This window comes from Rhizobium sp. K33 (assembly GCF_056501445.1).
Window position 1 is genome coordinate 4,197,376 of record NZ_CP096478.1, and the last position, 26,998, is coordinate 4,224,373.

30 protein-coding genes and 1 tRNA gene are annotated in these 26,998 nt (G+C 61.1%); 14 read left to right on the plus strand and 17 right to left on the minus strand.

The window, feature by feature from the left end:
• Positions 1-27 precede the first annotated feature (27 nt).
• The 5 genes from M1E12_RS20205 to M1E12_RS20225 form a co-directional block, all read right to left on the minus strand.
• Positions 28-705, minus strand: coding sequence for a CpaD family pilus assembly protein (locus tag M1E12_RS20205; protein ID WP_479563054.1), 678 nt, complete (start codon positions 703-705; stop codon positions 28-30).
• A 59-nt stretch (positions 706-764) separates the two neighbouring features.
• Positions 765-2,318, minus strand: a complete 1,554-nt coding sequence (locus M1E12_RS20210; protein WP_479563055.1) for a type II and III secretion system protein family protein — start codon at positions 2,316-2,318, stop codon at positions 765-767.
• Between the two features lie 13 nt (positions 2,319-2,331).
• A complete protein-coding gene (gene cpaB / locus M1E12_RS20215) occupies positions 2,332-3,144 on the minus strand; it encodes a Flp pilus assembly protein CpaB (protein ID WP_113458205.1) in 813 nt (270 codons plus the stop codon).
• A 114-nt stretch (positions 3,145-3,258) separates the two neighbouring features.
• Positions 3,259-3,771, minus strand: a complete 513-nt coding sequence (locus tag M1E12_RS20220; protein WP_479563056.1) for an A24 family peptidase — start codon at positions 3,769-3,771, stop codon at positions 3,259-3,261.
• Between the two features lie 155 nt (positions 3,772-3,926).
• The gene (locus M1E12_RS20225; protein ID WP_136539945.1) at positions 3,927-4,124 is read right to left on the minus strand and encodes a Flp family type IVb pilin; all 198 of its coding nucleotides are present in this window, start codon (positions 4,122-4,124) and stop codon (positions 3,927-3,929) included.
• A 521-nt stretch (positions 4,125-4,645) separates the two neighbouring features.
• Here M1E12_RS20225 and M1E12_RS20230 point away from each other — a divergent pair.
• The 7 genes from M1E12_RS20230 to M1E12_RS20260 all read left to right on the plus strand — a co-directional run bounded on the left by M1E12_RS20230 (position 4,646) and on the right by M1E12_RS20260 (position 10,026).
• Complete coding sequence (locus M1E12_RS20230; RefSeq protein WP_113458289.1) at positions 4,646-5,002, plus strand: pilus assembly protein N-terminal domain-containing protein; 357 nt, start codon at positions 4,646-4,648, stop codon at positions 5,000-5,002.
• Positions 5,003-5,110: 108 nt separating this feature from the next.
• Entirely contained in the window at positions 5,111-5,752 is a 642-nt protein-coding gene (locus tag M1E12_RS20235) for a TadE/TadG family type IV pilus assembly protein (protein ID WP_479563057.1), read from the plus strand.
• Positions 5,753-5,769: 17 nt separating this feature from the next.
• Positions 5,770-6,372, plus strand: coding sequence for a TadE/TadG family type IV pilus assembly protein (locus M1E12_RS20240; RefSeq protein ID WP_479564930.1), 603 nt, complete (start codon positions 5,770-5,772; stop codon positions 6,370-6,372).
• Between the two features lie 86 nt (positions 6,373-6,458).
• Positions 6,459-7,679: a phosphopentomutase gene (locus tag M1E12_RS20245; protein ID WP_479563058.1), complete on the plus strand. Its 1,221-nt coding sequence runs from the start codon at positions 6,459-6,461 to the stop codon at positions 7,677-7,679.
• Positions 7,676-8,644 (plus strand): adenosine deaminase, encoded by a 969-nt coding sequence (locus M1E12_RS20250; protein WP_479563059.1) that lies wholly within the window; start codon positions 7,676-7,678, stop codon positions 8,642-8,644. Before M1E12_RS20245 ends, M1E12_RS20250 begins: the two co-directional genes overlap by 4 nt.
• 106 nt (positions 8,645-8,750) lie before the next feature.
• Entirely contained in the window at positions 8,751-9,380 is a 630-nt protein-coding gene (upp, locus tag M1E12_RS20255; protein ID WP_113458212.1) for a uracil phosphoribosyltransferase, read from the plus strand.
• Positions 9,381-9,504: 124 nt separating this feature from the next.
• Positions 9,505-10,026 (plus strand): TIGR02281 family clan AA aspartic protease, encoded by a 522-nt coding sequence (locus tag M1E12_RS20260; protein ID WP_479563060.1) that lies wholly within the window; start codon positions 9,505-9,507, stop codon positions 10,024-10,026.
• Between the two features lie 12 nt (positions 10,027-10,038).
• Here M1E12_RS20260 and deoA read toward each other — a convergent pair whose 3' ends face one another.
• The 10 genes from deoA to M1E12_RS20310 form a co-directional block, all read right to left on the minus strand.
• Positions 10,039-11,355, minus strand: a complete 1,317-nt coding sequence (deoA, locus tag M1E12_RS20265; protein WP_479563061.1) for a thymidine phosphorylase — start codon at positions 11,353-11,355, stop codon at positions 10,039-10,041.
• Positions 11,356-11,358: 3 nt separating this feature from the next.
• Positions 11,359-12,129, minus strand: coding sequence for a deoxyribose-phosphate aldolase (gene deoC, locus M1E12_RS20270; RefSeq protein ID WP_479563062.1), 771 nt, complete (start codon positions 12,127-12,129; stop codon positions 11,359-11,361).
• Positions 12,122-12,928 (minus strand): purine-nucleoside phosphorylase, encoded by an 807-nt coding sequence (locus M1E12_RS20275; protein WP_136539961.1) that lies wholly within the window; start codon positions 12,926-12,928, stop codon positions 12,122-12,124. The genes deoC and M1E12_RS20275 overlap by 8 nt, the downstream gene beginning before the upstream one ends.
• Entirely contained in the window at positions 12,925-13,317 is a 393-nt protein-coding gene (locus M1E12_RS20280) for a cytidine deaminase (protein WP_113458217.1), read from the minus strand. The genes M1E12_RS20275 and M1E12_RS20280 overlap by 4 nt, the downstream gene beginning before the upstream one ends.
• Positions 13,318-13,320: 3 nt before the next feature.
• Positions 13,321-14,292, minus strand: coding sequence for an ABC transporter permease (locus M1E12_RS20285; protein WP_113458218.1), 972 nt, complete (start codon positions 14,290-14,292; stop codon positions 13,321-13,323).
• Between the two features lie 10 nt (positions 14,293-14,302).
• Entirely contained in the window at positions 14,303-15,406 is a 1,104-nt protein-coding gene (locus M1E12_RS20290) for an ABC transporter permease (protein WP_113458219.1), read from the minus strand.
• Positions 15,407-15,413: 7 nt separating this feature from the next.
• On the minus strand, positions 15,414-16,934 hold the full coding sequence (locus M1E12_RS20295; RefSeq protein ID WP_113458220.1) for an ABC transporter ATP-binding protein: 1,521 nt from the start codon (positions 16,932-16,934) through the stop codon (positions 15,414-15,416).
• 68 nt (positions 16,935-17,002) lie between these two features.
• A complete protein-coding gene (locus tag M1E12_RS20300) occupies positions 17,003-17,995 on the minus strand; it encodes a BMP family lipoprotein (RefSeq protein WP_479563063.1) in 993 nt (330 codons plus the stop codon).
• 255 nt (positions 17,996-18,250) lie between these two features.
• Positions 18,251-18,910, minus strand: a complete 660-nt coding sequence (msrA, locus tag M1E12_RS20305) for a peptide-methionine (S)-S-oxide reductase MsrA (RefSeq protein WP_479563064.1) — start codon at positions 18,908-18,910, stop codon at positions 18,251-18,253.
• A 180-nt stretch (positions 18,911-19,090) separates the two neighbouring features.
• Positions 19,091-19,408: a hypothetical protein gene (locus tag M1E12_RS20310; RefSeq protein WP_246035034.1), complete on the minus strand. Its 318-nt coding sequence runs from the start codon at positions 19,406-19,408 to the stop codon at positions 19,091-19,093.
• Between the two features lie 172 nt (positions 19,409-19,580).
• On the opposite strand from M1E12_RS20310, the gene M1E12_RS20315 reads away from it, so the two are divergent.
• The 4 genes from M1E12_RS20315 to M1E12_RS20330 all read left to right on the plus strand — a co-directional run bounded on the left by M1E12_RS20315 (position 19,581) and on the right by M1E12_RS20330 (position 22,055).
• Positions 19,581-19,670 (plus strand) — tRNA-Ser (locus tag M1E12_RS20315).
• A 222-nt stretch (positions 19,671-19,892) separates the two neighbouring features.
• Positions 19,893-20,297 (plus strand): helix-turn-helix transcriptional regulator, encoded by a 405-nt coding sequence (locus M1E12_RS20320; RefSeq protein WP_479563065.1) that lies wholly within the window; start codon positions 19,893-19,895, stop codon positions 20,295-20,297.
• Positions 20,294-20,752, plus strand: coding sequence for a hypothetical protein (locus tag M1E12_RS20325; protein ID WP_479563066.1), 459 nt, complete (start codon positions 20,294-20,296; stop codon positions 20,750-20,752). The genes M1E12_RS20320 and M1E12_RS20325 overlap by 4 nt, the downstream gene beginning before the upstream one ends.
• Positions 20,753-20,942: 190 nt before the next feature.
• Positions 20,943-22,055, plus strand: a complete 1,113-nt coding sequence (locus M1E12_RS20330) for a tyrosine-type recombinase/integrase (protein WP_479563067.1) — start codon at positions 20,943-20,945, stop codon at positions 22,053-22,055.
• Between the two features lie 23 nt (positions 22,056-22,078).
• Here M1E12_RS20330 and otnI read toward each other — a convergent pair whose 3' ends face one another.
• A complete protein-coding gene (otnI, locus tag M1E12_RS20335; protein ID WP_479563068.1) occupies positions 22,079-22,846 on the minus strand; it encodes a 2-oxo-tetronate isomerase in 768 nt (255 codons plus the stop codon).
• Position 22,847: 1 nt separating this feature from the next.
• On the minus strand, positions 22,848-23,762 hold the full coding sequence (ltnD, locus tag M1E12_RS20340; RefSeq protein WP_479563069.1) for an L-threonate dehydrogenase: 915 nt from the start codon (positions 23,760-23,762) through the stop codon (positions 22,848-22,850).
• A 303-nt stretch (positions 23,763-24,065) separates the two neighbouring features.
• Here ltnD and M1E12_RS20345 point away from each other — a divergent pair, with 303 nt between their 5' ends.
• The 3 genes from M1E12_RS20345 to otnC are packed head-to-tail and all read left to right on the plus strand — an operon-like array spanning position 24,066 to position 26,998.
• Positions 24,066-25,067, plus strand: coding sequence for a LacI family DNA-binding transcriptional regulator (locus M1E12_RS20345; RefSeq protein WP_479563070.1), 1,002 nt, complete (start codon positions 24,066-24,068; stop codon positions 25,065-25,067).
• Positions 25,068-25,094: 27 nt separating this feature from the next.
• Positions 25,095-26,360 carry a 3-oxo-tetronate kinase gene (gene otnK / locus M1E12_RS20350; protein WP_479563071.1) on the plus strand — a complete coding sequence of 422 codons (1,266 nt, stop codon included), beginning with the start codon at positions 25,095-25,097 and terminating at the stop codon, positions 26,358-26,360.
• Positions 26,357-26,998, plus strand: coding sequence for a 3-oxo-tetronate 4-phosphate decarboxylase (gene otnC, locus M1E12_RS20355; RefSeq protein WP_479563072.1), 642 nt, complete (start codon positions 26,357-26,359; stop codon positions 26,996-26,998). The genes otnK and otnC overlap by 4 nt, the downstream gene beginning before the upstream one ends.

Sequence of the window (26,998 nt, forward strand, 5' to 3'; positions counted from 1 at the left end):
CTCATCCCGTCCTGTTGGACTGCTGCATCAGTTCGTGGAGGTGTCGCTGCCCTTGCGATAGAGGCCGATGACGGTCGACCGTCGGGTCGCATCGATCGGCGCCATGTCACGCGGGGTCACGAGATCCATCGGATTGGCAATCTGAGCGGCGAGATTGCTCTGCGTCGCGCAGCCGAAATTGTGGTAGTTCTTGTTGCTGAAAGTGTTGTCCTGCAGATCTTCAGGCCACTCGCCGCAAGGATTGGTCATGGCCGTGATGGCCACATAGCTGATCCGCACGGGTGCGGCATTGCTGTTCGGGTCCGCCTGATAGGAGGTCTCGATGATCCGGTTCGAAGGCACGCCGCGTGCGGTCAGCACCTGGCGGATCTGCTTGCGCATGACCGATGCAGCCCCCGAATTCGGCGCGCCGTGAGGCACCATGATCTGGATCGTGCCAGTCGAGGCCGAAAGGTAGTCCGCCGCAAAGCCTGCGATCGAATCCTGGACGCTCACCGTCAGCCTGCGGTCGCCGGACGCGATCGGCACATCAAGCGTGTGCTCCACTTCGCTCAGCATGATCGGATGGCGCGTGCGATAATCGTCCGGAATTGCCGAGGTGGACATCTGGTCCTTCATGCTGCCGCAGCCGGAAAGCACGGCAACAGTTCCAAGAACGATGCCGGACAGGACGAGACGCTGGAATGACTGACGTGCGGATGCCATGGCTGGCCGACTTTCCCTGACTTGACGTGCCGAGTGTTTCATCACGATCCTCGCGCCGTTCACTTGTAGATGAAGCCTACCGCGCCATGATAATGGCCGGTCGGTTCGCTGTTTTCGCGGCGGCCATAGACCTTGTTCACCTTGTTCAGGAAGAAGGTCGCGCCGTCGTTCTCGGGGTTGAAATTGTCATCCGGCCGGGAGAGGGCACCGCGCGCCACCGGCCGCACCAGATAGGGCGTCGCAATGATGACGAGTTCGGTCTCGTTGCGCTGGAAATCCTTGCTGCGGAACAGGGTACCCAAGACCGGCACCTTGGAGAGGCCAGGCAGGCCGGACATCGCCTGACGGATATTGTCCTGCACGAGACCCGCAATGACGATCGAACCACCGGATGGCAGCTCGACTGTGGTCGAGGCTTCGCGCTTGCGGATCGACATGAATGTCGATCCTGGAATCTGATTCAAGATGTTGCCTGTAACCTGCGCGCTTTCCCAGGTGGGCTCGGAGACATTCGTCTCGATCTGCAGGCTGATGCGGCCCGGTGCCAGAACGACGGGGCGGAAATTCAGCTCGATGCCATAGTCAACGCTCTGTGTCGTGCGCTGGATGGATGTGCTTTCTTCGTCACTTGTGACTTCCTGAGGGCCCGCGAGCCTGAACTCGCCACCGACATAGAATTTGGCGGGCTCGCCGGAAATTGCGGTCAGGCTGGGCTCGGCCAGCGTGCGCATGACACCGGCCTGTTCCATCGCATTGATATAGGTGTTGATACCAAGGCCACCGATGCCTGCCGAAAGCGTCGCCGTTCCGGTCGGATCGATCGCATTTCCGAGGTTGGACGGGTTGGCATAGCTGATCCCGGTCGAACCGTCCGAAATGCTGCCCGAGAAGCCGAGCTGCTTCAGCACCTGCCGGCTGACTTCAGCAACGGTGACCTTGAGCGTAACCTGATCTTCGCCTTCGATGGTCAAAAGATTGACGATCTGGGACGTCTGCCGCTCTTCGGCGTAGATGGCGACATCGCCGCCGTTGTCCCCACCTGAAGCGGTCGTGTTGCGCGTCGTCGCTTCACCGCCCTTGAGGAACGCCTCGGCAAGGTTTTCGGCGCGCGCCGCATCCTGTGGCGTCCGGACGGTGCCCGTCAGCACAATGTTGTCCGAGACGATCTCGATCTTGATATCCGATTGTGGAATGAAGCGACGCAGGTTCGCTTCAAGTCCTGCAATATCACGCTCAATCTCGATATCGAGGCTGACGATCTCCTGGCCGTCTGAGCCAAAGATGAAGATGTTGGTCTGTCCGACGGTTTTGCCGAAGAGATAGATCCGGCGTGAAGAGCGGGTAACCGCATCTGCCATGGAAGGATCGGCGACAAGAATGTCGTGTGCGTCAGCGGGCAGATCAACGACGAGAGCCTTGTTGAGGCCAAGTTTAACCGTTCGACGCGCGCCAGGTCCGGAATTGGTGATCCGCATGACCGTTTCCTGTGCTGCTTGAGCAGCCGGCATCTCGGACCCGTGCTTTGAAAGCGTGATCGGGGCTCCGCTCATCACCATGGCGAAGGCGATGCCGCCGGTCAGGGAAACTCGAAGTTTATGCGTCAGGCTGGCCACGGTGCGTCCCCACTCACTGCATGGAATTGGCGGTCGAGGAATTCGATTTGACGACCTCGCCGGACTTGATGACCTGAATGGTCGGCTGACCGTCTCCGCCGCTCAGCAAATGATCGGCAGCAGAGGTGTCTTCCTCCTGGGCGTCCGCGACCGAACGAAGGGCAAGAGACAGACGATCGGCCATCTGTTGCGCGACGGTGATCACCTTCGTCTGCTCCGGCGTCAGTTCCAGCGTCGCGGTCGTGCCGATCACGGATTTGGAGCCGTCGGGCGCTTCCTCGATCTGCTGGTCGATCGCCAGGACACGGACATTGGACAGGACGGTCTCGGTCAGAAAATTGTCTTCATCGCCCTTGCGGACCATGATCACGTCGACACGGTCGTTCGGCAGGATGAAGCCGCCGGCGCCGGTTGCAACCGAGATCTCGGTCGACACGGCACGCTTGCCCGATGGCAGCAGCGCCGAAAGGATGCGGGACGAGGAATCGGCGATCTTTTCGCGCCGCAGCGGCTCACCTTCAAAGACAGGCAGGCGCACGACGACGCCAGTGAGCTCGGTCAGTGCATCGGGTCGCGTTGAGGATGTAATGAAGCCATCGACGATGCTGCCTTCCGGCCAAGGCATCCAGCGCATGGAGGTTTCATCGAGCCTCGCACCGACCGGCAAGTTCTTGGCAGAGACCAGAACGTCGACGGTCGGAGCCTTCTCGATCACGGCATCCTGGACGACGACGGTCTTGTTGCCGCTCAGCCGCATGGCGAGGAGACCGGCCATACCGGCAGCCACGACGGCGACAGCGAGTATGATGAGACGGGCGGGTTTCATGATCGATCCTCGGGCGACGCAATAGGTTCTGCCGGAAAGATTGATCAGGAATTGGTGTACTTATGGTTAATGAGCCGCTTACAATCGTAGTTAACGTAAGGTTTCTGTGCGCGTCTAGTTGCTGCTCTGAATGGCTGCGACCACAAGCGGGGAGCTGGGATAGGCGATTAATCCGGCAGCGCCGATGGCGATTGCGTAGGGAATCTTCTTGGCGACCATCAGGGTCTGCGGCAGCCTGACACCCACCGTGGCGAGCTTGTCCCAATTGGCGCGCAAGAGAAGGACCAGGATGGTCAAGGCGCCGCCGAGGTAACCCGTGAACACGAGAAACGTAAACAGAGAAGGGTTGAAACCGAACCACAGCGCGGCCGCGGTCAGCAGCTTGGCATCACCGCCGCCCATGACGTTCAGCGCGAAAAGACCGAAACACCCGATGAACACCAGCATGGCGGCCGCCAAGTGCCAGCCAAGCGCGATGGCCGACAAGCCGCTGAAGGGAGTAATGACGACGAAAGCGCCGACCAGCAGGAGGCAGATCCAGTTCGGGATCGTCATCTCCAAGAAGTCTGTGAGAGCTGCCATGACGAGGCAGGCTGGAAGAACAAGAAAGACGATCGCTGAATACATGGCTGCTACTCCTCGTCAGCCTGCATACTGAATTTGTGTTGAGATTCCGGAAACAAACCTTGGTTCAGGGGCACGCTGTGCATGCATGCAGAAAGGCCGCCCGGTTAAGAGCGGCCTCCAGTGCGGCGGTTTCGGCGCCACGCCTGCAAATCTTATTAGTTGCCAGCGTTAGCGGCTGCAGTGCCTGCACCGTTCATTTCGGTACCAATGCTCTGGAAGGTGTTGTTCAGAGCGCCACCCAGCGTCGTCGCACCGGTGATGAGGGCGACCGAGATGAGGGCGGCGATCAGGCCGTATTCGATGGCGGTTGCGCCGGACTCGTCCTTGATGAAACGTGCGAAAAGCTTGGTCATGTTAATTCTCCTACTCCGCGAGGTTGATCAGCACTGCCGGCAACTGTTTGCCGTTGCTCGGATGTCGCCAACCTACGTGCCGGCCTATTGCCATCGGCTTAAGAAAAACGGTTAGCAGATCGTGAAACCGCGTTAGCCTGCAGTGTGGTAAATGAATGCTGGATGCAGTCCGTAAAAACCGAGCCTATGCCCCAGCACTTCGGGCTTTTCCCGCTAGCGCCAGTCTTTCCAGCCAGGCATCGACATCGCCTGGTTGCCGAAGACCGGCGCGAGTTAACAATTCCGCCGGTATTTCCGTATCGATATGGCACGCGCAGACCCTTCAAGGCCCGCAATGCCAGGCGGAAATTGTGGGCGGGTTTCGCCGACTCCGATCGCTTAAGTGAGGCCCTGTCCGGCTTAACGCTTCATTCACCAAAAGCCGGCATCCTCTCGACACCTCTTCACGCGCGTATATCAAAGGCACGTCCATGTCCGACCGTCGTTTCGCCGCCGCTGCCGCCCTGAGCCTGGCCTTCGCCATGGTCTCGCCTGCGCCTGCAGTGCATGCGGAAGAAGACGGCGGCATCCTGCGTGTCTATATGAATAGCGCACGCGTGCTGAAGCTCGATCGCCCGGTCAGCAAGGTCATCGTTGGCAATGCCGACGTCGCAGACGCCACAGTCGCGGATTCGAAGACGATCGTACTGACCGGCCGCGCTTACGGCACCACCAACCTTGTTCTGCTGGATGCAGACGGCAATGCGATCGTTGATGAACGCATCCTCGTTTCGATCGATGAATCCAGCACCGTCCGCGTCTTCAAGTCCACGGCGCGAACCGTTCTGTCCTGCACGCCGAACTGCGAAGAACACGCCAAGACAGGCGGGTCTCCGTAAGAGTGTGACCATAGACTTCAGCCGGATCGACAAACTGTAAAGATTTGGGAAACGGAATATCAATATTTCGGCCGTAGCTTCTCCTCATCTTTGGGGATGGATAAGGCTATGACCAGCCAGGCGAATGATCTCAACCACCGCAACGAACGTGTCCGCAGACCGCGCTTCCGTCTTTGGCGGAAACTTGCGCGGTCCAGCGATGGCGCAGCCGCCATCGAGTTCGCGATCCTCGCAGTGCCCTATTTCCTGATCGTCTTCGCGATCATCGAGACCTTCGTCGCCTTTGCAGCCGAGCAATTGGTCACCAATGCCGTCAATACGCTCGGCCGAGAGCTGCGCACCGGCCAGATCACCTACAACCTCAACCGTTCGACGACGGACATGGACATCACCAAGTTTCGCAGGGCGTTCTGCGAGGAGGTGAACATCATGATCCAGTGCTCGGAAGAGGAAATCGCGACGCCGAACAAGCTGTACATCGACGCAAGAACCTTCACGAGTTTTGCCGCGATCCCGAAGACGATCCCGCGCAAGTCGACGGCAGCCTATTCTGACATCGACCCGACGAGCTTCAAGTTCACGCCCGGCGGACCGTCCTCGATCAACATGCTGCGCGCCTATTATCGTTGGCAGGTGATCACCGACCTCGTGCGCCCCTTCATCACGACGATCAGGCCCGCCGACGGCTCCATGCCGTCTGACTTCCTCATCGTTGCGACAACAGCCTTCCAGAACGAGAACTATCCATGAGCGCCCGGGGTGGAGATATGTCCGTGCTGACCCAGAGCCTGGCCCGTTTCAAGCAGGGCGCAGCCGCAGCCCGCCGCACGTTGAAGCGTCTTGTGCACGACCGGCAGGGCGTGGGCGGCGTCGAATTTGCCATCGTCGCGCCGATGCTGATCGTTATCTATCTCATGGCCTTCGAGCTGACGATGGGTCTGAGCGTTGCCAAGAAGACCTCGATGGCGAGCAGCACGATCGCCGATCTCGTCGCCCGCCAGGAGAATGTCAACAAGACGTTCCTGGCGACGATGTCCGACGTTACGGGGGCGATTTTCGTTCCCTATGCGTCCAATAATCTGCTCATCAATGTGAGCGCGATCCGGATCGACTCCTCCAAATCGGCCAAGGTCGCTTGGTCCTGGTCCACCACGGGGCTTGCACCCTATGCGGTTGGCAGCGATGCGCCGGTCCCCGCCGACATGCTGGTGGCCGACACCTTCCTCATCCGCAGCGAACTCAGCGTCACGCATGAACTGATGATGTACCTGCCGGGCATGACTGGTTCGGAAGCCAAGAGCCTGACGATTGGCCGCGAATTCTATTTCCGCCAGCGCCTCGGCACCGAGGTCACCTGCTCGGATTGCTGAGCAGGTTTGCCAAGGCATCGGACAGGCGCTAAGGATGCTGGCGAAGGCCGGCACAAGAACAAACCAGACCCGGCCGTGGGTTCCACATGGCACGCGCTTTCCTCTTCGTTCTTGATTCCTTCGGCATCGGCGGTGCGCCCGACGCGCCGTCCTATGGTGATGACGGTTCGGATACCCTCGGCCACATCGCCGAATTCTGTGCTGCTGGCGCTGGAGACCGCAAGGGCCTGCGCCAGGGACCGCTTGCCCTGCCCAATATGTCCGCCCTTGGCCTTCTGGCCGCAGCCAAACTCGCGACCGGCAAGGTTCCCGATGGCATGCCAATCCCGGAGCGGGTCTTCGGGCTGCATGGCGCCGCAAGCGAAGTCTCGCACGGCAAGGACACGCCCTCGGGCCATTGGGAAATTGCCGGCACGCCCGTCATGTTCGACTGGGGCTATTTCCCGGAGGGCGACGAGGCTTTTCCAGCCGATCTGGTCGAAGCAATCTGTCGGGAAGCAAACCTCCCGGGCATTCTTGGCAACTGCCACGCCTCGGGCACCGAGGTGATCGCCCGCTTCGGCGAAGAGCACATCCGCACCGGCAAGCCGATCTGTTACACCTCGAGCGACTCCGTCTTCCAGATCGCAGCCCATGAAACCCATTTCGGTCTCGACCGCCTGCTCGAACTCTGCCAGATCGTCCGCAAGCTTCTGGACCCGCTGAACATCGGCCGCGTCATTGCCCGCCCCTTCATCGGCGAAACGGTCCAGACCTTCGAGCGCACCGGCAATCGCCGCGACTACTCTGTGCTGCCGCCGGAGCCGACCCTGCTCGATCGGCTGGTCGAGGCCGGCCGCAAGGTCCATGCCGTGGGCAAGATCGGCGATATCTTCGCCCATCAGGGTGTCTCCCGCGTCATCAAGGCCAATGGCAACATGGCGCTGATGGATGCGACCCTGAAGGTCATGGACGAGGCCGAGGACGGCGATCTCGTCTTCACCAATTTCGTCGATTTCGACATGCTCTTCGGCCACCGTCGCGACGTACCGGGCTATGCCGCCGCCCTGGAGGCCTTCGATCGCCGTCTTCCCGAAGTGCATCGCAAGCTGAAGCAAGGCGATATGGTCCTGATGACTGCGGATCACGGCTGCGATCCCACCTGGCGCGGCACTGACCACACCCGTGAGCGTGTGCCGATCATGTGCTTCGGCCCCGGTGTGCGCTCGCGCAACATCGGTGTGCGCAACACCTATGCCGATATCGGCGAAACCATCGCGGCGCATTTGGGCATCGAACCCGGCCGCCACGGACGGAGCTTCCTGTGACGAAAAGACTGAAGAAGGCCGAACTGCACTGTCATCTTGAGGGTGCGGCCCCGCCGGCGCTGGCCCTTGCACAGGCTCAGAAATACGGCGTCGATCCCGCGACCTTCATGCGCGACGGCACCTATGCCTGGAACGACTTTGCCGAATTCATCAAGGCTTATGACCGCGTCGCCGCCCTCTTTCGCACGGAAGAGGATTACGCGCTGCTGACCGAGACCTACCTGCGCGAACTGGCTGCCGTCGACACGATCTACAGCGAAATCATCGTCTCTCCCGATCATGGCGACCGGATCGGCCTTGGCGCCGACACCTATCTCGCCGGCATCACAGCCGGCATCGAAGCGGCGAAAGCCGCAACCGGCATCGAGACGCGCATCATCGTGACGGGTGAGCGCCATTTCGGTCCCGAGAGTGTCATTGCCGCCGCCGACTATGCCGCCCGCAGCAGCAATCCGCTCATCACCGGCTTCAACATGGCCGGCGAGGAACGCACGGGGCGTGTGGCAGACTATGCCCGCGCCTTCGATATTGCACGTGATGCAGGCCTTGGCCTCACCATCCATGCCGGCGAAGTCTGTGGCGCCTTCAGCGTCGCCGATGCGCTTGATCTCGTGAAGCCGTCCCGCATCGGCCATGGCGTCCGCGCCATCGAAGAGCCCGACCTCGTGCGCCGCCTCGTTGACCTCGGCACGGTGCTCGAAGTCTGCCCCGGCTCCAACATCGCGCTCAAGGTCTTTCCGGATCTCGCAAGCCACCCGCTGCGGAAGTTCCACGATGCTGGCGTAAAGGTCTGCATCAATTCCGACGATCCGCCCTTCTTCGGCACGTCGCTCGCGCAGGAATACGACTGGGCATCGAGCGCGTTCGGCTTCACGGATGAAGAAATCAACGGCATGACGCGCACCGCGATCGAGGCCGCCTTCGTCGATGAGGAGACGAGGGCCCGGCTTCTCGCCGCCCTGTGACGCCGCAACTGTTGAAGACCGGTCAAAAACCGGCATCGCTCTTGCGGCATCTTCAGAGAACGTGAAAATAGAAGCACCTCAGAAAACAAGAAAAGAAGGCTCGACCATGGACGGCGTAACAGTCATCGATCACCCCCTCGTGCAGCACAAGCTGACGATCATGCGCCGCAAGGAAACATCGACCTCGAGCTTCCGTCGGCTCCTGCGCGAAATCTCGACGCTCCTATGCTATGAGGTCACCCGCGATCTCGAGTTGACCATGGAGACGATCGAGACGCCGCTGACCGAAATGCAGTCGCCGATCCTCGAAGGCAAGAAGCTGGTCTTCGCTTCCATCCTGCGTGCCGGCAATGGTCTGCTCGAAGGCATGCTCGAGCTGGTTCCGGCCGCCCGCGTCGCCCATGTCGGCGTCTATCGCGATCATGAAACCCTGCAGGCCGTCGAATACTACTTCAAGGCACCGGAAGCCCTGTCCGAGCGCTTGATCATCGTGGTCGATCCCATGCTCGCCACCGGCAATTCCTCGATCGCAGCCATCGAGAAGCTCAAGGAGCGCGGCGCAAAGAACATCCGCTTCCTCTGCCTTCTCGCCGCACCGGAGGGCATCAAGAACTTCCACGCCGCTCATCCGGACGTGCCGATCTTCACCGCCTCGATCGACAGCCATCTCAACGAGAAAGGCTATATCATGCCAGGCCTCGGCGATGCCGGCGACCGCATGTACGGAACGAAGTGATTTCTTAACCAGATCGCAAGCTTTGGCGGCCCGAAACCCCGGTTTCGGGCCGTTTTGCGTGATGCGTTATCCAAATTCCGGATCGCGGCTGCTAGCATCCCGCCAACGCTCACGGAGATGACGGATGTTCGCTCGCACGCTGTTCACGGTCCTGATGCTCGCTCTGTCGGCCAGCCAGTGGCCGACGATCGCCGAGAAGGTTCAGGTGATGCTGGACGAGCGCGAGACAGCCGGTCCGCAAGACGTCGCCGCCAAGCCCGTCGCCGCGACGCCTTCAGGCCAGACGGTGCTGACCATGGCGCCCAATGGCCACTATACCGGTACCTTCAGGATCAACGGCAAGCCCATCGAAGCCATGGTCGATACCGGCGCCTCACTGGTCGCGATCAACGTCTCCACCGCCCGCCGCCTCGGCTTCAGCCCGGCAGCGCTCGATTTCCAGCATCAGGTGAGAACGGCCAATGGATCGACGAAAGCCGCCCATGTGGTTCTCGACCGCATCGAGATCGGCAGCATCCGCGTACGGGACGTCGATGCGGTGGTTCTCGGCGACGAGGCACTGTCTTCCACGCTCGTCGGCATGAGCTTCATGCAGAAGCTCAAGTCCTATACCGCCGAAAAGCGCGTCCTGCGGATGATCCAGTAAACCCCTTGGCTTTTACTCTGCGCCGATGCGCAGACCGATGACCGGCGTCGCAGCCGGCTTTGCAGCAGAAATGCTGTAGCATTCCGCCACTGTCTTTGCGGCTTCAGCCGCGGCCACCTTGTCATTGGCCCGCACGAAGGCGATCGGCTCACCCTTCGCGACCTTCGTGCCCAGCGGCTTGAAGCCGGAGAGACCCACGCCATGATCGATCGCGTCGCTCGGACGCTGCCGGCCACCGCCAAGGGACACCACTGCCAGCCCGAGGCGACGTGTGTCGCAGGCGCTGAGATAACCGTCCTGCTCGGCAAGAACCGGGACGTCGACCTTGCCGCGCGGCAAATAGCTTGACGCCTTCTCCATGAAGTCTGAGGGGCCACCGAGTTCGCGCACCATCTGGCCGAAGAGCTCTGCCGCCTGACCGGAGGCCAGAGCGTCCCGGCAACTGGCCAGCGCCGCTGCCCGGTCGCTTTCGACCCCGGCATTCACCAGCATCTCGGCGCCCAGCGCCAGCGTCACCTCTTCAAGCCGCGTGCCGCTCTTGCCGCCCTTCAGGAAGTCGACCGCATTCTGCACTTCGATCGCGTTGCCCGCGCAGTCGGCCAGCGGCTCGTTCATGTCGGTCAGAAGTGCCGTGGTCTTCACCCCGGCGCCGTTCGCCACCCGCACCAGCGAGCGCGCCAGGGCTTCGGCATCCTCGGCTTTCGCCATGAAGGCGCCATTGCCGACCTTCACGTCGAGCACCAGGCTCTCAAGGCCGGCTGCGAGCTTCTTCGACAGGATGGAGGCGGTGATCAGCGGAATGGATTCCACCGTCGCCGTCACGTCGCGGATCGCATAGAGCCGCTTGTCGGCCGGCGCCAGATCCCCCGTCTGGCCGATGATCGCGCAGCCGGCACGATCGACCGTCCGGCGGAAGGTGACATTGTCAGGCATCACGTCATAGCCAGGGATCGACTGCAGCTTGTCGAGCGTGCCGCCGGTATGACCGAGGCCTCGGCCTGAGATCATCGGCACCGCCAGCCCGCAGGCCGCGACGATGGGTGCGAGCATCAGCGAGACATTGTCGCCCACGCCGCCGGTCGAATGCTTGTCGGCCACGGGTTTGCCGACACCTGCCCAGGAGAGCACATCGCCGGAATCGCGCATCGCAAGGGTCAGCGCCACGATCTCGTCCGGGCTCATGCCCTGAAAGAAGACGGCCATGGCGAAGGCCGCGACCTGTCCCTCGGAGATCGTTTCCCTGGAAAGGCCCCCGATGAAGCTGGCGATTTCCTGCCCGCTGAGAGCCTTGCCGTCACGCTTGCGCCGGATGATCTCCTGAGGAAGCATGGTTCAATATCCCGATGCCGCCGCCGTGGATCGTTCGCCGGACAGGACGGCGATAATGTCGTCGAGAAGGCCGGAAGCGCCGAAGCGGAAGGTCGAGGGGATCACCCAGTCGTCGCCCATGATGGTATCGGCGAGCCTTAGATAGTGACCGGCATCGGCAACGGTCGAAATGCCGCCGGCGGGCTTGAAGCCCACCTTCCTGCGGCTGTCGCGGATCGCCTGCAGCATGATGTCGGCGGCTTCCAGGGTCGCGTTGACGCCGACCTTGCCGGTCGAGGTCTTGATGAAGCCGGCCCCTGCGGCAATCGAGAGATCCGACGCACGGCGGATCAGCGCGATGTCCTTCAGCTCCCCGGTCTCGAGGATCGTCTTCAGGATCGCCGGGCCGCAGGCCGCTTTCACCGCCGTCACCATATCGGTCACGGCCTTCTCGTCGCCCTTGGCAAGCGCACGATAGGGAATGACGAGGTCGATCTCGTCGGCGCCATCGGCCACCGCATCGCGCGTCTCGGCCAGCACGTCCTCGGTCTTCATCTCGCCGGAGGGGAAGTTCACCACGGTGGCAATCCGGATTGGACTATCGGGACCGAGCAGCGTGCGCGCCTGCATCACGAAGCGCGGCCAGATGCAGATCGCAGCCGTCGGGCCGAATGGGCTCTGAGCCCTCTCGCAGAGCGTAACGATCTGGTCGGGGGTGCAATCGTCCTTCAGATTGGTGAGGTCGAGGAGTGCAAGTGCCCGTGAAGCCACGGCACGCAGTTCTGGATTATTCAATGTCGTTTCCTCCGCCGAGCATCCTCTTGAGGATGCTGGCCAGACGTTTGCCGCCGATCGGCGCCATGTCTTTTGTTTCTTCGTGGCTGAGTTCGCCACCGGTCATTCCAGCCCCATAATTGGTGATGACGGACGCAGCTGCAACCCTCAGGCCAAAGAAGCGGGCAAGAATGACTTCCGGCACGGTCGACATGCCGACCGCATCTGCCCCGAGAATACGGGCCATCCGGATCTCCGCCGGCGTCTCGAAGCTCGGCCCGGAAAACCACATATAGACGCCCTGCGAGAGCGGCACGCCTTCCGCTTCCGCGGCTGCCCGCATGGATGCCTGCAGCTCGGCATCATAGGCCGAGGTCATGCCGACGAAGCGCCCGTCGCTCGGCTCGCCGATCAGCGGGTTCTTGCCCGAGAAGTTGATGTGGTCGGTAATCTGCATCACCGAACCCGGTGCCATGTCCTCACGTAGCGAGCCGGCCGCATTGGTCAGGATCAGCGACTTGACGCCAATCCCCATCAGCACTTCGATCGGCTTGCGCATGGCGTTGGCATCGCCGTGTTCGTAGTAATGCATGCGCCCGGCCAGCATGATGACGGGGGTGCGCCCGAGATAGCCGGCAACGATTTCGCCGGCGTGGCCGGAAACGCCGCTCAGCGGGAAGCCCGGCAGATCGGAATAGGGGATGCGGACGGCGTCACGAACCTCGTTGACGAGCGAGCCGAGGCCCGAGCCGAGAACAATCCCGTGGCGGGGCATGAGGCCGTTCAGGCGCTCGACGAGAAGATCGACCGCTGCCTTCATCCCAGGATATCCGTCTTGAAGCTGAGCGGCAGCAACTCGTCCATGGTCATGGTCTTCTGCACGCCGACCTCGTCGCAGAGATAGATCTTGGTGCTCGCCGAAGCGAATTCCGAGATCTTCTGCCGGCAGCCGCCGCAGGGCGGGCAAAGCGCCAGCTTCTCGGCAATCACGGCCATTTCGATGATCTTCTTGCCGCCGCCCATGATCATGCAGCCGATCGCCGTCGGCTCGGCACACCAGCCTTGCGGGAACGAGAGGTTCTCGATGTTCGCGCCGGTATAGATCTTGCCGTCATCCGCACGGATGGCTGCACCCACGGGGAACTTGGAATAGGGCGCGTGCGCAAACTGCATCGCGTCGCGCGCGGCTTCGAAGAGGTCGTGAGCCATTAATCAGCGCTCCTTGGTATAGGCGACGCCACCGGCCTTGGGCGGGTTGGCAGCACCGATGAAGCCCGCAAGCAGAATGCAGGTCAGGATATAGGGCAGGGCCTGGAAGAGCTGGACCGGCACTTCGCCGATGACCGGGATCTCCTTGCCCTGCATGAAGTTTGCAAGTGCATCGAGGAAGCCGAACAAGAGGCAGGCGAACATGACCGGCACTGGTTTCCACTTGGCGAAGATGAGGGCTGCAAGCGCGATGAAGCCCTTGCCCGCGGACATGTCCTTGATAAAGGCCGCCGACTGGGCGATCGCGAGATAAGTCCCGGCAATGCCGCACAGCAGCCCGGCCATCAGCACGGCGCGGTAGCGCAGGAAGGTGACCGAAATACCCGCCGTATCGACGGCACCGGGATTTTCACCGACAGCGCGCAGGCGGAGGCCAAAGCGCGTGCGATAAAGCACCCACCAGGAGATCGGCACGGCAAGGAAGGCCATATAGGTCAGGATGTTGTTGCCGGAGATGACGTTCGAGTAAAGCGGCCCGATGAACGGCACGTCACGCATCACGTCCGCACCCGGCAGAATGATCGGCGAGAAGCGGCCTTCTCCGGAGACCTGCGGCGTGCGTCCGCCCTGGCCGAACCAGGCTTGCCCGAGCACCACGGTCAGACCCGCAGCGACGAAGTTTAGCGCCACGCCCGAGACGATCTGGTTGCCGCGATTGGTGATCGAGGCAAAGCCGTGGATCAGCGAGAAGACGAGTGAAACGGCGATGCCGGAGAAGAGCCCGAGCCAGGCCGAGCCGGTGAGATAGGCAACACAGGCAGCAGCAAAGGCGGCCGCCAGCATCTTGCCCTCGAGACCGATATCGAAGACTCCGGCGCGTTCGGAATAAAGACCGGCAAGGGCCGCGAGGATCAGCGGGATCGACAGACGGATCGTCGAACCGAGGATGCTGATGAGCATGTCAAAGGATTCCATGGTCTCGTCCTCAGGCCTTGGTCAGTGTCTGGTAGATGCGCACGATCATCGGCCGGCACATGTATTCGAGTGCGCCGGCAAACAGGATCACGAGACCCTGGATGACCACGATCATCTCGCGGGTGATGTTCGGCATGTCGAAGGAGAGCCAGGCGCCACCCTGATAGAGAATGCCGAACAGGATGGCCGCAAGCACGATGCCGAGCGGATGGTTGCGTCCCATCAGCGAGACGGCAATGCCGACGAAGCCGGCCCCCGCGACGAATTCCACCTGCAGTCGGGCCGAGGCGCCGAGCACCGGGTTCAACGCCATCATGCCGGCAAGGCCGCCGGAGATCAGCATGGTGATCATGACGATCTTCACATAGGGAATACCGGCATAGGCGGCAGCCGAGCGGCTGATACCAAGCGTCCGCATCTCGAAGCCGAGCTTGGTCCGCCAGATCAGCACCCAGACCAGGACACACATCACGAGTGCGATCAGGAAGGAGACGTTGAACGGGGCCGGGCCGAGCGTGCCGCCGAACATCGAGATCAGCCAGTCGAGCTTCGGCAACTGTCCGCCCTCGAGGAAGGTGCGGGTTTCCGGCGCCATCTTGCCCGGCACGATCAGCACGTTGACGAGCAGATAGACCATCAGCGCTGCGCCGATGAAGTTGAACATGATCGTGGTGATGACGATATGGCTGCCGCGCTTGGCCTGCAGCCAGGCCGGGATGAAGGCCCAGGCAGCACCGAAGAGCGCCGCTGCCATGATGGCAAACGGCATGGTCACATACCACGGCACGTAATGATCAAGCGCCAGTGCCGCGAGCGCTGCGCCGAGACCACCGAGATAGGCCTGACCCTCGGAGCCGATGTTGAACAGTCCGGCATGATAGGCGACAGCCACCGAAAGCCCGGTGAAGATGAAGTTCGTCGCGTAAAACAGCGTGAAACCGATGCCTTCGCCGCTGCCGAGAGCGCCTTCCAGCATCAGCTTCAGGGCGTCCCACGGGTTTTCGCCGATGATCCAGACGACAAGGCCCGAAACCAGGAAGGCGAGCAGGAGGTTGATCAGCGGCAGCAGCGCATAGTTGATCCAATTCGGAAGGGGTACGGATGCAGTGCTCATCAAATCCTCAAGCGGCAATGCCGGCCATCATTAGGCCGAGTGTCTGTTCGCCGGTGTCAGGCGTCTTCTCGCCGACGACCTTGCCGGCGAACATCACCAGAATGCGGTCGGAAAGCGAGCGGATCTCGTCGAGTTCGACGGAAACGAGCAGCACGGCCTTGCCGGCATCGCGCGTCTCGACGATCCGCTTGTGAATGAATTCGATCGCGCCGATGTCGACGCCGCGGGTCGGCTGGCCGACGATCAAGAGCTTCGGATCGCGCTCGATCTCGCGGGCAACGACGATCTTCTGCTGGTTGCCGCCGGAGAAATTGGCGGTCTTCAGCCGCGGGTTCGGCGGGCGGATGTCGTACTTCTCAATCTCCTCGACGGCCGCCTTGCGGATCAGGTCCGGGCTTAAGAACATGCCCTTGCCGTAGCGTTCGTCGCGGTGATAGCCGAGGATCGCGTTCTGGCTCTCCTCGAAGGGCAGCACCAGGCCCATGTGATGGCGATCTTCCGGAATATGGGCGACCCCGATGCCGCGCAGTTCCGCCGGATCAAGCCCGGCCACGTTCTGGCCATTGATCCAGATCTCGCCGGCCACCGGCTTGCGAATGCCCGTGATCGCCTCGAGCAGCTCGCTCTGGCCATTGCCGGCCACACCGGCAATGCCGACGATCTCGCCGGCGCGGACGTCGAAGGAGACATTGTCCACCATCACGACGCCGCGATTGTCCTTGACCGTCAGATTGCGCACGGAGAGGAAGATCTCGCCCGGATTGGCCGGCTTCTTCTCCACATGCAGGAGCACGCGGCGGCCGACCATCAGCTCGGCCAGCTCTTCGACCGTCGTCTCGGCGGTCTTGCGGGTGGCCACCATCTCGCCACGGCGCATGACGGAGACCGTGTCGGTGATCGCCATGATCTCGCGCAGCTTGTGGGTGATCAGGATGACCGTCTTGCCCTGGTCGCGCAGCACGCCGAGGATCTTGAACAGGTGGTCGGCTTCCGCCGGTGTGAGAACGCCCGTCGGCTCGTCGAGGATCAGGATCTCGGCGCCGCGATAAAGCGCTTTCAGGATTTCGACGCGCTGCTGCAGACCGACCGGCAGTTCCTCGACAACAGCGTCGGGATCAACATCCAGTTCATAGTCCTCTTCCAGCTTCTTCAGCGCCGCACGCGCAGCATCCGTGCCCTTGCCGAGCAGGGCGCCGCCTTCGGCGCCGAGCATCAGGTTTTCGAGCACGGTGAAATTCTCGACCAGCATGAAGTGCTGGTGCACCATTCCGATCCCGGAATTGATGGCGGTCTGACTGTCCTTGATGATGATTGGCTTGCCGTCGATCTGGATGGATCCGTGATCGGCCTGGTAGAAGCCGTAAAGGATCGACATCAGCGTCGATTTGCCGGCGCCGTTTTCACCGATGATGCCGTGGATGGAGCCCTTGGCGACCGTCAGATTGATGTTCTTGTTGGCATGCACCGCACCGAATTTCTTGTCGATGCCGATCAGTTCGATCGCGGGTGCCTGGTTGGCTGCACTCATTCCGGTCCCCCAGACATACAATAAGGGCGCAAGACGACAAGAGAGCCGTCCTGCGCCCGGATTTCAAATCACTTCGGGCAGGAATTGTCCGACATATAGTCGTGGACCTTGACCGTGCCGGCAACGATATCGGCCTTGGCCTTCTCGACGGCAGCCTTCATGTCGTCGGTGATCAGCTTGGCATTGTTGTCGTCGAGGGCATAGGCAACACCGTCCTGAGCCACGCCGAGAACCTGGAGGCCGGGGGTGAACTTGTCGTTCTTGGCGTCCGAATAGGCGTTGTAGACGGCGAGGTCGACGCGCTTGACCATCGAGGTCAGAACCGAGCCCGGATGCAGGTGGTTCTGGTTGGAATCGACGCCGATCGACATCTTGCCGTTGTCGGCTGCGGTCTGAAGAACGCCGAGACCGGTTGCACCGGCTGCCGCGTAGATCACGTCTGCACCCTGGTCGATCTGGTTCTTGGTGAGCTCACCGCCGCGAACCGGGTCGTTCCAGGCAGCACCCGTGGTGCCGGTCATGTTCTGGAACACTTCGATGTCAGCCTTGGCAGCGCGTGCGCCCTGCTCGTAGCCGCAGGCGAACTTGCGGATCAGCGGAATGTCCATGCCGCCGACGAAGCCGACCTTGCCGGTCTGCGAAGCCATGCCGGCGAGCAGGCCGACGAGGTAAGAGCCTTCCTCTTCCTTGTAGACGACCGAACGGACATTCGGCTTGTCGACGACGGCATCGACGATCACGAACTGGGTGTCCGGGAATTCAGCGGCAACCTTTTCGATGGCCGAGGTCCAGGCGAAGGAGACGGCGACAACCGGGTTGAAGCCGCGCGAAGCGAAGTTGCGGATGGCCTGTTCGCCCTGCGTGTCGCTGGTCGGCTCGAAATCGCGGTAGTCGATGCCGGTCTCGGCCTTGAACTTCTCGGCGCCGCCGTAAGCGGCTTCGTTGAAGGATTTGTCGAACTTGCCGCCCGTGCCGTAGACCAGCGCCGGCTTGACATCGGCCGCAAGCGCGGTCGCCGACATCGCGGCCAAGGCAAAGAGACTGAGGAGGGTTTTCTTCATTGTGCAGCCCTGTTGTTGCTATTGATCTTGTTGGGTCCTCCCGCAAGCCTTCCTCATGAGAAAGACATGTCTGCGGAACCGCCGCCTCCTTATTGGAGGTCCTGGCTGGCTTTCATCCTTGCATGGCTCGCTTCAAAATTCACCAGATTTTTTTCATCTGGTAAAGATTCACAAGCCTGCTGATTTTTCAGCGCTTGGCGCTGAAAAATCAGTCAGATCAATAGGATTTTCTGCTGCTGCTTTGGGCAACTGCTCTCAGGCAGCAGGCGAGATCGGGCAGGACACCCCGGTCCCACGCAGGCCGCAATAGCCGTTCGGATTCTTCGCCAGATACTGCTGGTGATAGTCCTCGGCATAGTAGAACGGGCCGGCATGGGCAATTTCGGTGGTGATCCGGCTGTTGCGGCCGGCCTTCTCCAGCGCTTCCTGGAACCGGTCGCGAACCGTCACGGCGAGCGCCATGTCATCTTCGTCCTCGACATAGATCGCCGAGCGATAGGTCGTGCCGATATCATTGCCCTGGCGCATGCCCTGGGTCGGATCATGGGCCTCGAAAAAGATCTTAAGCAGGGCCTCGAGCGATATCTTGGCCGGGTCGTAGACCACCTTCACCACTTCCGTATGGCCGGTCAGACCGGTCACCGTCTCCTGATAGGTCGGGTTCGGCGTGATCCCGCCCTGGTAGCCGGCAGCGGTGAGATAGACCCCCGGCGTCTGCCAGAGCAACCGCTCGGCACCCCAGAAGCAGCCCATGCCGAGATAGACGGCCTTCATGCCCTCGGGCAGGGGACCCTTCAGCGGCAAGCCGGAAATGAAATGCGTCGCCGCCGTCGGGATCGGCTCGGCGCGTCCGGGCAGGGCGTTCTCCGCCGTCGGCATCACGGTCTTCTTGTTGAACATGTCGATCAGGAACATTCTATACCTCCTGAGGCCATCAAAGGGCCTGTCACGTCGTTGGCAGTGCAGCCTTGGGCGGATCGGCAACCTCTGCTTCCGCCGGGCTTCATTGTCTTAAGTCTTATGTCGTCGCGACCGCCTGAAACTTACAGTCGGGTGCGTCAAACACGCATCTCCACCCAGAAAGCCGCAGGCGGCTCAGGCCGCAAAACGCCCGGCTGGCGAAGGCTTCTTGTAGCCGATCATCCAGAACAGCAGCGAAAGAACGAAAAAGGCGCCGGATGCCGGCTGCGGCAGGATCACGTCGCGCAGCGCAAGCCAGGCACCATCGCCAAGCCGCGTCTCGACCAGGCCTTCCAGCGCCATCAGCGAACCGGGATGGGCATCGATCCAGGCTTCCGAGAGCGGCGTCATGATCACCTGCGAGGCCGAAACCGAAGCGATCGAATCGACGACGCCGAACACGACACCGACGCAAAGCGCAAGCAAACTCAAGACCCTGAACAGGAACCGCACCACCAATGTCTCCGGCTGAAGCCCGCCACGGCCTGCAATCCGCCGCGCGTGAGCCTATAGATAGGGAATTGTCGGCCGATGTCAAAATTCTGATAGATTTCGGTTGATCCGCCGAAATTCATCGGTATATATCGCGCCCGACCAACCGCGGTGATTTTCCCGCGTTCCCCCTGGACAGGTGGCCGAGTGGTTTAAGGCGCACGCCTGGAACGCGTGTGTGCGTGAAAGCGTACCGTGGGTTCGAATCCCACCCTGTCCGCCACTTTCTGATCTAAATATCTGATATTGCAGTGGAAATTATGGCGCCCGAGCTCCGGCCCGCCAGTCAGCCCGCCACGGCATTTTGGCAGACATTTTCCTGCTATCTCCACAGAAGAAATTCAAATCACCCACTTGCCAATCGTTACGTTATTCGACTACTTGAGAGTCATTGTCTAACCAACCACTGCGCAAGACGTGCGGGGTCCTTAACAAAGGGACACCTATGTCTGCTGATCCGCAGTTGGGCCTATTTTCTGGCCTTGGTACCTTCGAAGCTACTCCATCAAGCGATGTAGCGACGACAACCCCAGACTATTGCAAAGCCACTGCCGCCAATCCTGCTGCAGTCTCCGAGCGCGCGCCGATATCACAGCCCGTTTCTACAGAAAGCGCTCATCCTCGGCGTAAGAGCAAGGCCGCATGGGACGGCCAACCGCACGCAGAAGAGCGCTATCTCTCTGTCCAGGATGTTGCGCGCCGTTATGCGATCAGCATCCAGACCGTTTGGCGCCATACCAAGCAAAATCCGGCCTTCCCGAAGCCGATAAAGATCCTGAATGGCACTACTCGTTGGAGGATGAGTGACATCCTCTCGTTCGAGCTCGCGCGCCAGGAGGCTGATCAATGAGTTCCTCGGTTTCTGCCAAGAAGAAGCGGCGAAACGTCCAGAGCGATCAAAAGGCAAAGCTGCACTGGTTGTATGCCGATGACGACGTCATGAAGCTCTATGATGTTTGTCGGAACACGCTCATCAACTGGGTTGCCGCTGGTCTGCCGTTCATCAATGCCAAACCGCGCCTGTTTCGGGGGGCGGACCTCAATGCATTCCATCGCAAGCGCAGGGCGAAGCTAATCGGTGAGCCGCTTGGAACACATGAGGCGAGGTGCTTTAGCTGTAAGCGCCACCACTCTCTGCTGGAGGGCGTAATCGATATTTCGGCGGCTGGCGACAAGGGGAACTTCTCGGTGTCTGTGGCGTGCCGCGAGACTGGATCGAGAGCCTATCGTTGGATGAATCGTCAGGAATTGGAGACCTTGGAGCGACTTCGCCAAACCAATCCCGGACCCAAGACTCCAGACTAATATGTTTCGCTGGTCCACTCCGGCTTTGTGCAATCTGGCGGTTTTGACTCCGAGGCCGCCAGAGCAACAACGCCCCCGCCATTCCGAGGGCATCACCGGCCGCAAAACCTCTTCTCTCCCAAGGGCTGCGTCCCGGCTGGGCTGAAATCACCCTGTCTATATCAATCTCAATCAGTCGGAAGAAATGCATATGAATGCAATGGAGCAAAATGCCTCTATCGTTTATCTCTACCAAGGGGAATTGAAGCACGCAAAGGCGTATCACCTCAAAACCATTGACGGCATCCTGCGCCATATCTGGCAGTTTGAGCGCTGTACAGGTTCAGTTGATTTTCGCTCTGTCACTCGCAACATAATAGCGGACTTCAAGGATGGGCTCATAAGCAGATCAGAAAAAGCTGGCAGAGAGGGGCTCTCTGCCTCGACCATTGTTCACACCTTCGGCGACCTGAAAGCCTTCTTCATGTGGCTATCCACGCAGGATGGATACAAGCGGTCGATCACAGCCGGGATCTACAATCACTTCAATTCGCCACGACGCCTGGTAGAGCTTGCGGGAGCGGCGGCTCAGAAGTTCGTTCCGAGTTCGGACGAGATCAGGATGGTGTTGGAGGTTATGCCCAGTAAGACGCCGGCCCAACTCAGGGATCGGGCAATACTTGCAGCGCTCTTACTATTCGGTGTTCGCGACGGCGCGCTTGTCTCCCTTCGGCTCAAACACGTCGACATTGATTGCAAGCAGCTCTTTCAGGACGCGCGTGAGGTGAATACGAAGTTTAGCAAGACCAGTGTTGTCGACTGGTTTCCGGTTGGGGACGACATGGAGTGCATTGTTACTGACTGGATTGCCACACTAAGGAGCATGGGTGCGCAGGACGATGCTCTACTCTTCCCAAAGACACCCTTTAAGCCTTGGATTGGTTGCCACAATGTCGAGTTCAACGTCCCGACTTCGAAGAAGCAGGTTCGTGAGGTCCTTCGAAAGGCAACTGCGGCCGCTGGCGTTCCCTATTTTAAGCCACATGCAGTGCGATCGACGGTCGCTAAGCTATGTGACGAATGGGCCACCTCTTTTCGAGATGTTAAGGCACTTAGTCAAAATCTCGGTCATGAGCAGTTCGATACCACATGGAAGTACTACGGGGACGTCGATGCCCAGCTCAAACAGGAGCTATTTCGTAAAATGCGGGAGAAGCAGAGGGCGCCAGTTGCTCGCGACATTGCGGAGCTTGCCGAGCGCGCCAGCCTAGAAACTCAGGATGTCGTCCGAAAGATTCTGCAAATGGACTTGAACAGGAACTGAGTGGCTGGGACCTCCCCGCAAGATTAGAGTGTACTTATCCAGCCCAAGCCCTCACGGGTGCCTGCAGCCGGACGATATTCGCAGCCAACATAGCCCTGGTAGCCGATCGCATCGATCTCAGCGAAGATCCTCCGGTCATCAAGCTCGCCAGTGAGTGGTTCATGGCGTGCGGGCACAGAGGCGATCTGTATATGGCCGATGACCGGTGCCATCTGTCGTAGGGCCGTGATCACGTCCCCATGCAGGATCTGCCGGTGGTAGACGTCGAATTGCAGCTTCACATGGGCCGCATCCATGTCGGCGATGAAATCGATTGCGCGGTTGAAGTCGTTGAGGAAATAGCCAGTCATGTCGCGACCGTTGATAGGCTCGATGACGAGACCAATGCCGGCTTCGCCTGTGCGGTCGGTGGCGCGCTTCAGGTTATAGCGATAGGTGGCGATTGCGGTCGGATCGGTCGCTGGTGCCAGGCCTGCCATCATGTGTAGCAGTGGCGTGCCGATCACATTTGCATAGGCGATTGCCGTGTCCAATGCGGCCGCGAAATCCGCCTCGCGGCCCTGAAGTGCTGCCATGCCGCGCTCGCCTGCCGCCCAGTCGCCGGGTGGCATGTTGAACAGCGCCTGGGCCAAGCCTGCAGCCTGCAGGCGCTCTGCGACGAGTTCGGCCGGGTGATCGTACGGGAAGAGATATTCAACGGCCGTGAAACCGCAGTCGGCTGCGGCAGCGAAACGGTCAAGGAAGGGAACCTCGTTGAACATCATCGACAGGTTGGCGGCAAACTTCGGCATGTCAGTCCTCGTCTTCCGTACCAGGCAGCTTCAGCCCGGCAATCTTTGCCAGCAGGCGTGCCACCGAGCTGTCGTCGTCGCGACCCATGCCGGCGGCCTCTGTCATGATGAAGAGCTGAAGCGCGGCGCTTGCGATCGGTAAGGGGAATTTCGACTGGCGGCCAATATCCGAGACGATGCCGAGGTCCTTGGTGAAGATCGCGACAGCACTATGCGGGGTGTAGTCGCCTTCCAGCACATGCGGGATGCGATTTTCGAACATCCAGCTGTTGCCGGCCGATTTGGTGATGACGTCAAAGACGCGGGAGATGTCGAGGTCCATGCTCTTGGCGAAGGTGATCGCCTCGCAGGCAGCGGCGATGTGCACGCCCGCCAGCAGCTGGTTGACCATCTTGAACGAGGAGCCAATGCCTGGCTGATCGCCGAGTTCGTAGACCGTTCCGGCCATCGCATCGAGGGCTGATCGGGCGGCCGCAAAAGCGGCGGACGAGCCAGAGGCCATGAAGGTCAACTGGCCGGCTTCGGCCTTCTTCGAACCGCCGCTGATCGGGCCATCGACGTAATGAAGCCCTGCCTCTTCGACACGGGCAGCGAAGCGCTTGGCTTCGGCCGGCGAGATCGTTGCGCAGGCAATGATGACGCCGCCGGACTTCATGGCAGCGACCACACCATTCTCCCCAAAAAGCACGGTCTCTGTCTGGGCAGCGTTCACCACCACAATAACGGCAACATCGGCGCCCGCAACAGCATCCCCCGGATTGGCGCCCGGGGTGCCGCCGGCGGCCTCGAGCGCGTTCAGCGCATCTGCACTGATGTCAAAGCCACGCACGGCGTGTCCGGCCCCGACCAGCGAGCGCGCCATGCCGAGGCCCATGGAGCCGAGGCCGACGACGGCGACGGACGGAAGGTGAGACATCAGCGAAAGCTCCTTTTGTAGCCACGGATCAAAAGCATGGTCAAAATGATGACACCGAGGACAATCTGCCTGAAGGCTTCCGGCATCTGCAGCACAGAGAGGATAGGGGGCAGGCGTGATAGAGATGGAGCCGACAGTCCCAGCGCAATCTCAGCGGCAACATCCTTTGTCAGCCATCCTCTAGCCACGATCAAGCGAAATATATTAGCGCTGAGATAAAGTTTCTGGCACGGTTCTGAAGAGCAGATCGCGTGTCGCCGTCTTGGCCAGTTGGGCAATGCGGCAAGGGAGGAGGCGAAACGAATGCAGCCGGAGACGCCGACGCTCACTCATGTGGCTCGCCTGGCGAATGTCAGTGAGAACACCGTGTCACGGGTCATCCGCAACAAGGGCTCGATTGCGGAGGAAACCCGCAAGCGCGTTCTCGACGCCATCGATACGCTCGGCTACGTGCCCAATCGCGCGGCCGGCTCGCTCGCCTCCTCGGCCTCGCTGATCATCGGCGTGATCCTGCCCTCGCTATCCAACATCGTTTTCCCCGAGGTGCTGCGCGGTATCCATGCCGGTCTCGCCGACACGCCTTATCAGCCTATGATCGGCGTTACCGATTATGATCTCGGCAAGGAACAGCAGCTCGTCTCCTCGCTGCTCGCCTGGCAGCCGACAGCGCTGATCACCACAGGCTTCGAACACACGGACGCTGCGCGCCGGATGCTGGAGAACAGTCGCATTCGCATTGCCGAACTTATGGACATCGACAATCAGCCGATCGATCTCGCGGTTGGCCTGTCTCATCGCCGGGCCGGTCGCGCGACAGCCGAGCATCTGGTGCGGCGCGGCTATAGCCGCATCGGTTATGTCGGTCACGATTGGACCGCCGACCGCCGCGCCCGCGCCCGATATGATGGCCTCTGTGAAGCGCTGTCTGAAGCCGGCCTGTCGCTTTCCGTCGAAAAGCGCCATGACGGTCCGAGCTCGACGATTGCCGGCCGCGACACGCTGGCCGGCCTGCTGGCCGATGGCGCTGTGGCTGATGCCGTCGTCTTCTCCAATGACGACATGGCGGTCGGTGGTTTCATGCATTGTCTGGGCGCCGGAATCCCCGTGCCGGAGCAGCTCGCCCTCTTCGGCTTCAACGGGCTGGAGATCGGCCAGGCGCTGCCGAAGCCACTGTCGACCGTTCGCTCGAACCGCTTCAACATCGGCAAAACCGCCGTCGAAGCGCTTCTTGCCCAGGCCGAACGGCCGGGTGAAGCGCAGATCATCGACACCGGATTTGCCATCATCGACGGCGCAACGGCCTGACCGCGCGCCACTTCACCGGAGACTGCCATGCTTTTGGGCGCCATTGCCGACGACCTGACCGGAGCCACCGACCTTGCGCTGATGCTGTCACGCGAGGGCATGCGGACCATCCAGACGATCGGTGTTCCCAAGGCCGGCCTTGATCTCTCAGGCGTCGACGCGGTGGTGGTTGCGTTGAAGTCGCGCACCAACCCCGCAGCTGAAGCGGTCGCCATGTCGCTCGAAGCGCTTTCCTTCCTGCAAACGGCAGGCGCAAAGCAGTTTCTGTTCAAATACTGCTCGACCTTCGATTCAAGTCCCACCGGCAATATCGGTCCCGTCACCGAAGCCCTGATGCAGGCGCTCGGCACGGATCTGACCATCGTCTGCCCGGCTTTCCCGGCCAATGGCCGCACCATTTACAAGGGCCATCTCTTCGTCGGTGACCAGCTGCTTTGCGACAGCCCGATGCGCAACCATCCGCTGACGCCGATGACCGACAGCTCACTGGTTCGCCTGATGGCTGGCCAGTCGCAGCTGAAGGTGGGGCTGGTGACCCGCGAGACGGTCGGGCACGGAGCTTCAGCCGTCAAGCAAGCTTTTGAGGCCGCGCGTGGCAAGGGCGAACAGGCGCTGGTCGTCGATACTCTGACCGATGCAGATCTCCGGGTGATCGGTGAGGCCGCTGCCGGGCTGACCCTCATCACGGGCGGCTCCGGCATCGCGCTCGGTCTGCCGGAGAATTTCCGACGCGCCGGCGTGTTACGGCCTGCCAGCGACGCGCTCGCCTTTTCCGCGCCGGCGGGTCGGTCGATGATCCTTGCCGGATCCTGTTCGGAAGCGACCCGCGGCCAGATCCGCACGGCGATTGAGGCGGGGATCCCGACGCTCAAGCTCGACCCTATGGCGATTGCAGAAGGTCGCTTCCGGGTCGAGGAGGCCCTTTCTTGGGCGCTGGCCCAGTCTGCACGGGCGCCACTGATCTATTCGAGTGCCGAACCGGAAGAGGTGAAGGCAGCCCAGGCTGCCCTTGGTCGCGAGAGGGCCGGATCGCTCATCGAGCAATTCCTCGCCGAGACTGCGCTCGGCCTCAAGGCTGCTGGCGTCCGCCGCCTGGTCGTCGCCGGTGGTGAGACCTCGGGTGCCGTGGTCGGCGCGCTGGCACCCGATGCCCTTTTCATTGGTCCGGAAATCGATCCCGGTGTTCCCTGGACGCTGACGCTGGGGCAGACAGAGCCGATGGCGCTGGCGCTCAAGTCCGGCAATTTCGGTGCGCCTGATTTCTTCCTCAAGGCTTGGGACCTACTGGCATGACATCCATTCTCTCCGAGGAAACCCGCCTGCGCGACGAGATCGTAGAGGTCGGCAAATCTCTCTTCGATCGTTGCTTCACCTTCGGCTCGACCGGCAACATCAGCGCTCGACTCTCGACCGGCGAGATGCTGATGACGCCGACAAATGCCTCCATGGGGTCGCTCGATCCCAGCCGGCTGTCGAAATTCACCGCCGAGGGCGTGCATATCGGCGGTGACAAACCAACCAAGGAAGCCGTCCTGCACCAGTGCATGTATTGCGCGCGGGAAAGCTCGGGCGCGGTCGTACATCTCCATTCCACCCATGCGGTCGCTGTCAGTCTGATCGATGGTCTCGATCCCAATGACGTTCTGCCCCCGCTGACTGCCTACTACGTGATGCGGGTCGGGCGCTTGCCCATGGCGCCCTACTTTCCGCCGGGGGATGCTGCTTTGGCAGAGGCGGTCCGAGATCGGGCTCGCGATAGCCACGCGGTTCTTCTTGCCAATCATGGCCCTGTCGTCGCGGGCAAGACGCTCCGGGAAGCGCAATATGCGACTGAAGAGCTGGAAGAGACTGCTAAACTGTTCCTGATGCTCCGCAACGAGAAAATCCGGCCTTTGACTGCGCAGGAAGTCGCGGCTCTTCGGCAAGCCTAA

Bases quoted from the DNA above. Each gene is read 5' to 3' on its own strand.
- upp (WP_113458212.1), top strand. From the start codon at position 8,751: ATGGACGGCGTAACAGTCATCGATCACCCCCTCGTGCAGCACAAGCTG.
- M1E12_RS20345 (WP_479563070.1), top strand. From the start codon at position 24,066: ATGCAGCCGGAGACGCCGACGCTCACTCATGTGGCTCGCCTGGCGAAT.
- M1E12_RS20220 (WP_479563056.1), bottom strand. From the start codon at position 3,771: ATGTATTCAGCGATCGTCTTTCTTGTTCTTCCAGCCTGCCTCGTCATG.
- M1E12_RS20300 (WP_479563063.1), bottom strand. From the start codon at position 17,995: ATGAAGAAAACCCTCCTCAGTCTCTTTGCCTTGGCCGCGATGTCGGCG.
- otnI (WP_479563068.1), bottom strand. From the start codon at position 22,846: ATGCCGAAGTTTGCCGCCAACCTGTCGATGATGTTCAACGAGGTTCCC.
- M1E12_RS20245 (WP_479563058.1), top strand. From the start codon at position 6,459: ATGGCACGCGCTTTCCTCTTCGTTCTTGATTCCTTCGGCATCGGCGGT.
- M1E12_RS20320 (WP_479563065.1), top strand. From the start codon at position 19,893: ATGTCTGCTGATCCGCAGTTGGGCCTATTTTCTGGCCTTGGTACCTTC.
- M1E12_RS20225 (WP_136539945.1), bottom strand. From the start codon at position 4,124: ATGACCAAGCTTTTCGCACGTTTCATCAAGGACGAGTCCGGCGCAACC.
- M1E12_RS20330 (WP_479563067.1), top strand. From the start codon at position 20,943: ATGAATGCAATGGAGCAAAATGCCTCTATCGTTTATCTCTACCAAGGG.
- M1E12_RS20325 (WP_479563066.1), top strand. From the start codon at position 20,294: ATGAGTTCCTCGGTTTCTGCCAAGAAGAAGCGGCGAAACGTCCAGAGC.
- otnC (WP_479563072.1), top strand. From the start codon at position 26,357: ATGACATCCATTCTCTCCGAGGAAACCCGCCTGCGCGACGAGATCGTA.
- M1E12_RS20240 (WP_479564930.1), top strand. From the start codon at position 5,770: ATGTCCGTGCTGACCCAGAGCCTGGCCCGTTTCAAGCAGGGCGCAGCC.
- M1E12_RS20260 (WP_479563060.1), top strand. From the start codon at position 9,505: ATGTTCGCTCGCACGCTGTTCACGGTCCTGATGCTCGCTCTGTCGGCC.
- M1E12_RS20295 (WP_113458220.1), bottom strand. From the start codon at position 16,934: ATGAGTGCAGCCAACCAGGCACCCGCGATCGAACTGATCGGCATCGAC.
- M1E12_RS20230 (WP_113458289.1), top strand. From the start codon at position 4,646: ATGGTCTCGCCTGCGCCTGCAGTGCATGCGGAAGAAGACGGCGGCATC.
- deoA (WP_479563061.1), bottom strand. From the start codon at position 11,355: ATGCTTCCTCAGGAGATCATCCGGCGCAAGCGTGACGGCAAGGCTCTC.
- M1E12_RS20205 (WP_479563054.1), bottom strand. From the start codon at position 705: ATGGCATCCGCACGTCAGTCATTCCAGCGTCTCGTCCTGTCCGGCATC.
- M1E12_RS20235 (WP_479563057.1), top strand. From the start codon at position 5,111: ATGACCAGCCAGGCGAATGATCTCAACCACCGCAACGAACGTGTCCGC.
- cpaB (WP_113458205.1), bottom strand. From the start codon at position 3,144: ATGAAACCCGCCCGTCTCATCATACTCGCTGTCGCCGTCGTGGCTGCC.
- M1E12_RS20290 (WP_113458219.1), bottom strand. From the start codon at position 15,406: ATGAGCACTGCATCCGTACCCCTTCCGAATTGGATCAACTATGCGCTG.
- msrA (WP_479563064.1), bottom strand. From the start codon at position 18,910: ATGTTCCTGATCGACATGTTCAACAAGAAGACCGTGATGCCGACGGCG.
- ltnD (WP_479563069.1), bottom strand. From the start codon at position 23,762: ATGTCTCACCTTCCGTCCGTCGCCGTCGTCGGCCTCGGCTCCATGGGC.
- M1E12_RS20275 (WP_136539961.1), bottom strand. From the start codon at position 12,928: ATGAAGGCAGCGGTCGATCTTCTCGTCGAGCGCCTGAACGGCCTCATG.
- M1E12_RS20285 (WP_113458218.1), bottom strand. From the start codon at position 14,292: ATGGAATCCTTTGACATGCTCATCAGCATCCTCGGTTCGACGATCCGT.
- M1E12_RS20280 (WP_113458217.1), bottom strand. From the start codon at position 13,317: ATGGCTCACGACCTCTTCGAAGCCGCGCGCGACGCGATGCAGTTTGCG.
- otnK (WP_479563071.1), top strand. From the start codon at position 25,095: ATGCTTTTGGGCGCCATTGCCGACGACCTGACCGGAGCCACCGACCTT.